This is a genomic window from Methylobacterium sp. Leaf88 (genome assembly GCF_001422795.1).
In the GTDB taxonomy this organism is placed as follows: Bacteria; Pseudomonadota; Alphaproteobacteria; order Rhizobiales; family Beijerinckiaceae; genus Methylobacterium.
Window position 1 is genome coordinate 881 of record NZ_LMMK01000018.1, and the last position, 7707, is coordinate 8587.

Annotated in this window: 2 protein-coding genes and 5 pseudogenes; 2 read left to right on the plus strand and 5 right to left on the minus strand. The window is 54.4% G+C overall.

Features of this window, described 5'->3' with window-relative positions:
• A pseudogene (locus ASF20_RS11460) lies at positions 1-365 on the minus strand (IS630 family transposase); the annotation flags it as partial.
• 146 nt (positions 366-511) lie between these two features.
• On the opposite strand from ASF20_RS11460, the pseudogene ASF20_RS23300 reads away from it, so the two are divergent.
• Positions 512-1350: pseudogene (locus ASF20_RS23300) on the plus strand (IS5 family transposase).
• A 47-nt stretch (positions 1351-1397) separates the two neighbouring features.
• Here ASF20_RS23300 and ASF20_RS23305 read toward each other — a convergent pair.
• A complete protein-coding gene (locus ASF20_RS23305; RefSeq protein ID WP_244476403.1) occupies positions 1398-3755 on the minus strand; it encodes a methyltransferase domain-containing protein in 2358 nt (785 codons plus the stop codon).
• Positions 3756-4252: 497 nt separating this feature from the next.
• Here ASF20_RS23305 and ASF20_RS23310 point away from each other — a divergent pair, with 497 nt between their 5' ends.
• Entirely contained in the window at positions 4253-4906 is a 654-nt protein-coding gene (locus ASF20_RS23310; protein ID WP_082501294.1) for a DUF1796 family putative cysteine peptidase, read from the plus strand.
• A 187-nt stretch (positions 4907-5093) separates the two neighbouring features.
• Here ASF20_RS23310 and ASF20_RS24035 read toward each other — a convergent pair.
• The 3 pseudogenes from ASF20_RS24035 to ASF20_RS11480 form a co-directional block, all read right to left on the minus strand.
• Positions 5094-5651, minus strand: a pseudogene (locus tag ASF20_RS24035) (IS5/IS1182 family transposase); the annotation flags it as partial.
• Between the two features lie 170 nt (positions 5652-5821).
• Positions 5822-5984, minus strand: a pseudogene (locus ASF20_RS24040) (IS66 family transposase); the annotation flags it as partial.
• Positions 5985-6017: 33 nt separating this feature from the next.
• Positions 6018-7299: pseudogene (locus tag ASF20_RS11480) on the minus strand (IS66 family transposase).
• Between the last annotated feature and the right edge of the window lie 408 nt (positions 7300-7707).

Genomic DNA, 7707 nt, shown 5'->3' on the forward strand with positions numbered 1-7707 from the left:
CCCCCGCGTGAGTCCTGCTCAGCGAGGCTTGGTATGAGGTTTCGCGCGTCGAGGAAGCTCCACAGGGTGCCGAGCCCGACAGTCAGATCGTGCTCGTCCCGAAGCCGGGCACGCATCTCCTCCAGGGTGATGTTGACCTTCTTGTCGATCAGGCCGCGTAAGAAGGCCTCGTGCGGGTCGAGCTTCGAGCAGCGCGCCCGGCCTTGCGGACAAGCGGCCACCGTCCCGGTCGTCGTGAGCGCGGCCATCCAGTGGATCGAGGTGGCGACACCGACCCCAAACCGCGCAGCCGCCTGCCGGCGCGAGGTCGTTGCAGCGGCTGCCACCACCCGCTCGCGCAGATCCTGGCTGTAGGGTCGTCCCATCTGTCGCTCCTCCTCCAGAGCGATCAATGAATCAGCCCCCAGCCTCTGCGTGAACCCCATGCCCTAGAATCAGCGCAAACCGAAAACGCTCTAGGGCGTGTCTTCAAAGGGTTCACAGATGGGGTGACCGCCCCCATGTGGGCGGGATGCGACGCTACGAACTGACCGATGCGCAAAGAGAGCAGATCGCCTCGCTGCTGCCTCCGCAGAAGCCGCGCACGGGCCGGCCTGCCGAGGATCACCGCCAAGTCCTGAACGGCATGCTCTGGATCATGCGCACGGGTGCGCCGTGGGCGGATCTGCCGGCCCGCTATGGTGCTGTCGGGACTGTGTCGAGCCGGTTCTACCGCTGGCGGCCGGCCGGCGTGTTCGACCGGGTGCTGCGGCGCTTGTAGGCGCAGGCGGATGCCCGGGGCGACCTCGACTGGGACCTGCACTTCGTGGACGCCACGGTGGTGCGCGCCCACCAGCACGCCGCTGGTGCACGCCGGTCCGGCGCTATCGGGGGGGTGAGGCGACGGTCGAAGGCGTTGGTGAAGCGCTCGGGCGCGGTCAGGGCGGGTTCTCGACCAAGCTGCATCTGCGCGCCGAAGGCGGCGGCAAACCGATCGCCGCGGTGCTGACGGCCGGGGAGCGCCACGAGCAATTCGCCTTGGACGCGCTGATGGACAAGGGGGCGGTGCCACGCTCTGGCCGAGGCCGCCCGCGTCTGCGGCCACGCCGAACGGCTGGGGACCGAGGTTACTCCAGTCCACCCGCCCGTCGCCGCCTCAGGCAGCGCCGGATCGAGCCGGTCATCCCGACTCGCAAGGATCAACCGCGTCACCCCGACTTCGACAAAGCCGCCTACCGACAGCGCAACAAAGTCGAGCGGTTGATCGGCCGGCTCAAACAGTATCGCCGGATCGCCACGCGCTATGAAAAGCGGGTAGCCAACTACCTGGCCATCGTCACACTCGGCATGGCCATGCTCTGGCTCGCATGACTTTGCAGAAACGCCCTAGCGCCAAAAGACGGCCGGCCTGATCGGCGTCAATTTTTATCAGTTGCGTCAGTTCCATTATTGAATGACTTGACCAGAGCTTCCCAGGCATCTCTCTGCCCCTGCATCCATTCATAATCGCTCAGCAAAGATGCGTAGTCTTTGTTGCCCTTAAGCGTCGCCATTTCCCAATCATCGCGTTGTTTCTGCATCCACTTAAAATCTTGCTCCAACTGGAGGTACTTAAGATTAATCTCATCCGTTTCTAACTTCCATGCATCCCGCTGTTGTTCCAACCACTTCAGATCCTCAAGCGGGACAGAGGGTTGGCTCCTTCTCAACATTTCGGCTGAGTCAATGATCGCATTCAAACTCTGAATTTGAGAAACATTATCATAGGCTCTATTGACATGAAATTTATACGGCGACGTTTTTCCATCACGTATCACAACAGCTAAAGACGCCATGCGTCCAGCAATAGATAAAGCATCGGCTATCTCCTTTGTGTAAAAAGCGGGAGGAATATCAGAGTCTGATGGCAGCAAATGCTTTTTAAAATCTCTGACAATCTTGAAGAAGCCGTTTCTCCAGATCTTTTGAGCCTCCTCGCCCCTCCCTTGAGACAAGCACAACATCCCGTGCAAAAATGCTGCTTCTGCAGTTTTCGTAAGCAAAGTAGGACTGTACGACGCCACATCTGAAGCGATAACCTTTTCAAAAGAGTCAATCGCTTCTACATATAGTCCATTTCTTAGATACAATTTGCCTAAAGCAAAATATAGAGAAACCCGCCACCGAAGATCGGTTGGGTTCTTAGAGTTCTCAGTATTCGAAATATAGGAATAAACCTTATCAATAAATCCATCGTTAAAATTACAATCGACTTCATCAAATTTTGAATATAACAATACAGTTAGAGCAGATCCCAGATCTGGGTTGATTGAGCGCTCGTTTGCTGCAATCTCTGTTGCCCAGCGTGCTCTTAGAGATCCGTTTTCAGTGCGCATCCCAATAGATATGAGAGACTTTATTAGCCAGGGATTCTCATAATCTCTTGCGAAAGCCAGCGAATTCCCTGCAGCTATAATTTCTTCCCGACTAAATGACTTTTCTTCATAAGCTACATGGTCTTGCAAAAGCGGCGAAGTGCACCCAACAGCAATTAGCCATTCAGCTTCGGCTTCATCATCTATTTTTTCAGCGTCGAGAATTTCAAACGCTCGCGTTTTCGGGATCCATTCGTTGCTGTAGCCAGCCTTTTTAGCCCGATCAGCAGTCTGTCCAATCAGATGCTCTATTTCGAACAAATCTGTGATTTCAGAAACGAATCTTCTATGATCATACACTTGCAGATGATACGGATTCGGATCGTTTCCGGTCTCATCCGTCCAGTCATTCGGGACACTAACTACAAGACGCCCACCCGGTGTCAATAAACGGTGAAACTCCTTGAGCAATGCTATCGGATTTTGTACATGCTCCAAGGTCTCGAAACAGGCAATGACATCAAAAGAATTATTGCCGAATGCCTCAAGACACTCCGGCAAATTTCCCGAAGCAAAACAAACATCAACACTGGAAAAATTCGATTGCCCATATTGTATTGAAGAGTCACTATTATCAATAGCTGTTATTTTTGTATCTTGAACAATACTTTTTATTACATAAGATCCATACCCAAACCCACAAGCGGCGTCTAATACGCGATCGCCAGGTCGTACATATTTTGCAGCGAGATTATATCTTGCAACATGGGCATCAGATCTACTACCGCTTTCCCTAAGCATGTCCATGTGCAGATCCCGCTCAGTTCGCAAGAAAGCCAATGGAAATTTTTGCAATACCTCGTTAGATATTCTCTCAAGTGGTATCGAAATAAAATCTCGCTCTGCTTCTAAAGATGAATACTCGTTAACTATATAATACAATGGACTCTTGCGAAATCCAGCCTCAAAACAATATGTCTCCCACCACTTTCTGTCTCGCCCATTGCTATCTATTCGAGTGTGTAAAAATACATTTGATCCACTACGATGAAGCGCACTCAAAAAATCGTGGACGAAACTGGTGTCGATATCATTTGATTCGACAAGACACACGATAGTGCAATTATCTACCCCTTTTGATCGAAAAAGTTCAGAAGCCGAGAACCAATCTTGCCCTTTTATATAAGGCCACCCTCCTTTATTTGCGCAGATTCCGAATTCCCGCAAAGCATAAATTAAATCGTCGGATTTTTGTCCGAATACAGCATATCTGCCAACACCGAACGTCAATAATATTTGCTCTGCAAGATCGGCCATGTGTGGAATTTTTTGTTGAGTATATATTTTATTTTCTGTCATTTTTAGCTTTACTATTTGACAAGAACGGATAGGATGACCTTGAACCGTATCAGACACTTGCACTGTATGCAAGATGCGCCGTTCCTCCAGTATTTACAGTATTTACTGCCGCCAACATGCCGCGATTCACATTTGCTTTAATCTTCATGTATGGCGATCAACGCGCCATAGAAATTTCGCCGGTTTTATTGAAAAGTTTATTTCGATCATTTTAAATATATCACGCATAATCAATCTATGCTGTCAAAGGTTTGTCGCCTGCCTTTCAAATTCAGAGACAGACCACTGCATTACGTTATTCTTATCTCTATCTGTTTTCAAATGAAATCATAACCGAGGGAACGACTGCAGTGAATGGATCTGATAACGATGTAGTACTTACACTAAGGAATTTATTTAAATTATTGAAAACTAAAAAATCGATAAGCGCTTATCCGCTCTCGATTGCCACTTTCGTTAGCCCACCCATCAATATCGCTTGAAGCACATATCCTAGTCGAGTTAGGATTTGACGGGTTACTGGGAATTTCTCCGCCATAGGCAGCCTTGTGCAGGATGAGATGCAAGAAATAAGAAAATTTTCCGAGTATGTTTCTCTGGGGAACAACTGCGAGGTTGCTTTCCAGATAAGACGGGTATTGGGAAGGGATTCTTCTAGTTTTTTTAGTTGGAATGTCACACCGCTTGGATCTTTAGAAAGCCTATTGAGATCGAAATTCTCAGGTATCCTAAGTAGGGAAAATCTATCGATCCATGGATCAGGCGCCCTGATCAACGATTCGTCCCATCATTATAAATTCCACTCGCCCTTTGCAGATGCGTTTATGGGCGATTCAAACTTTGAAGTTCAATATGAGGAATTAAAGAAAAAATTCGACTATCTTACTTTAAAATTTTTGCGCAAACGGACCGAGATAGAAAATGTTGCTTATTTTTATAAGTGCGACGAACATTCAACCAAAATAGATTTTCAGATTGCCGTTGTCAAGATAAGGGATCTAATAGCGGAAATACAAGGTAATAATTCTTTTAAACTGGTGTTTATTCAAGATGAAGCATTTCGTGAAGAAGATTGGGGCTTAGATAATATAGCGAACCGATATTTGAAGCGACTGGCCCCCTGGGCAGACGCTACGGACGGCCACGTGCAGTCTTGGGATAGGATTTTTCGCGAATTTCCTTCTGAATCAGAAATGCATTTGTCAGGCTACTAAAATGGACGCTTTTGTAAGTTACTATGACGGTTCTTAGATGCATAGAAAATATAAATATTGGCGGCCGTTGTGAACTCTTGAAACCAGACGCCGCGAAAATTTTGATAGAGTTCTTGCGGTCTGGGCCGATCTTTGTTTTCGCACATGACTGGATATGAGGTCTCTGGATAAGATAGGCGCTCACACGAGTCCATGCGAAGACCCAGGAAACGAGCGCGATAGCGGCCGCGATAGCGGCGAAGTAGTTACAGCCCAATCGATCATGGCGGGTCGCGACGCGCCGCAAGTTCTTGGGGTGGCCGAACGGCCGCTCAATCCGATTGCGCCGCTGGTCGGCGATCCGGCTGTTCCTGTCGGGCAACGTCCGGGTGGCCGTGGACTAGATGTTAGCGATCAGGGGTCTGGGCGGCACGACAGCCTGCAGGAGCGGTAGCGACATAGTGATGTCGGCCACGTTGCCGGGTGTCGAGGCGAACCCAATCGATCCGCCACGACTATTGGCCAAGTAATTGATCTTGCTCGCGAACCCGCCGCGCGAGAGGCCGATGGCTTGGCTCCAGGCCCCCCTGTTCCGCCCGATTCCGAGCGGTGGGCCTTCACATGTGTGGTATCGAGCATCCGTTTGCCGGGGACAGGGCCTGTCGCCGCGCCCCTTGCAAACAGCCGCGGCCAGACCCCGCGCTGAGACCAGGACGTGCAGGATGCCGCTGATGACCCGTTGGTCATCGACCCGAGGTTTGGCTGGAATGACCGTGTGTGGACGCCCCATCGGATTCAAGGGGGTGTTGGAGAGATTTGTGCGCGCAGGATCAGGTGCTGCCGTGTGTCCGGCCTGTTGATGCAGCCATCATCACGGCTGCTGGCCTGTATGGAGAGCGCGGATCAGGTAATTACCCGCCGCCATAATCGTGAGGTTCAGGCGCCGACGGTCTTCAGGATGGTGCCAAAGGAGCTACTGCCGGTGAGGCGTGCGGTATCGACGACGGTGCGGATGGCGGCCTTCGCCCTCTGCGGCCCACATCGCGCGGTAGCCGTTGGTAACCTTCCGCTGGACGACAGACGGGCGCAGTAGCCGCTCAGGGGTAATTACCCAGGCCTAAGACGGCTGGGATCAGGCACCGACGGTCTTGAGGATGGTGCCGAATGGACTGTGGCCTGCGAGGCGTGCGGTATCGACGACGGTACGGATGGCGGCCTCGCCCTCGGCGGCCCACATCGCGCGGTAGCCGTTGGTCACCTTCCGCTGGACGACCGCTGGGCGCAGCAGTCGCTCTGGGCCGTTGTTGGTCGGTTCGACCGCGCCGGGATGGGCGAGGAAGACGAGGAGCTGATCACGCGCCCGTCCGATCTTGGCCTGCAGGTCGCGGGTCAGGTCGCAGCGGCTCGACGTGGCGAGGATGGCGCCGAGCTGTCGATCCAAGGTCTGGCGCTTGGCGGCGAGCGTCGAGGCGGCTAGGTCGGTGACGCGCTCGGCCAGGGCGAATACGGATCGCAACCAGAGCTGCAATCGCCAGGGCACTGGATCGTCGCTGACCTCGACGACGTAAGCGACGTCGCGGGCGAGATGGGCGAGGCAGGTCTGGTGCGCGGCGGCATGACCGAGCTCGCGCGGTGAAGCGGTCCGAGATCCACACCGCGGGCCGGTGGCCGCCCATCATCTCCCGTATCACGATGGCACCCCGCGTTGGCGAGGCCGTGTGCACCACGGCGTCGGCCGCGTGGAACACCCAGTGATAAGCGTTGCTGCCCTCGATCCGGACGCCGGTCTCGTCCGAGGCGATCACAGCGGCCCGGCGTAGCGTCGAGACGGCCTCCTCGCGGCCGGGACGGAAGTGCCTCTGCGCGCGCTGGAGCAGGTTCATCAGCCCGCCCTGGCTGAGCGTCAGACCGAACAGGTCCGACAAGGCTGCCTGCAGTCGCTCGTAGGACAGCGCTTGGAAGGTCTTGAGATACGTCGCCACCGCATGCAGCCGTGGGCCGAACGGTGTGCCCCGCGCCGCCTCCGGCACCGGCGCGACGACCCGCACCCCACAGGTCGGGCAGTGCACGGCCAACCGTCGATGCTGCGTCACGACCGGTGTCACCTCCGGCAACGCGATCCGCTCGGATACGCTCACGAGTTCGGCAGGAAGATCTCCGTGCAGGGCGCCGCCACAGCACGCGCAGCGGTTGGGCCGGTGATCGACGACCGCGTCGGGATCGTCGCTCATCACGCAGCTATGGCCCTCGTGGCCGGGCTTGGCTCCGCCAGGTTTGGATTGCTCGCGCCGCTCTTTGCGGTCTAAGGCGGGCGGCTTCGAGGACGTGCGCGAGGTCTTGTCCGGACGCTGCAGACGCAGCACCAGCTCGATCAGTTCCTCCCGGCTCAACCGCTCAAGATCGCTGCGCCCCATCCTACGAAGGAATCAGCGAAACCCGACCCGCGCAAGGGCCTGGGTAATTACGCGTTCGCCGCTGTTCGACCGGACGAACGCCGAAACTATCTCACCGCCGCCGGATACGATGCCTTTGAACCAACCTGAGAGGGTATCGCTCTAGACGGAAACGTTCGACCTCTGGAAATTAGAGAGGTGATAGCCGCCATCGATCCTGGGCATCTCGTCGTGGAGCAACCTGCAGCCAGCGTCAGATCTGCTGAACGAGCTTCCTAACGACGTGTAGCACTGTCTTGCACCGAAATCGCCGGTCTGGTTAGACACGTTCGAACGGAACCAATACGGTGCGGAACGGCAGCGCCCTAAGAGCGCCTAACAGAACCGTTTGATCTGGTTGAAGGTGATGAGACTGGCCGCGAGGCTGGT

Bases quoted from the DNA above. Each gene is read 5' to 3' on its own strand.
- ASF20_RS23310 (WP_082501294.1), top strand. From the start codon at position 4,253: ATGCAAGAAATAAGAAAATTTTCCGAGTATGTTTCTCTGGGGAACAAC.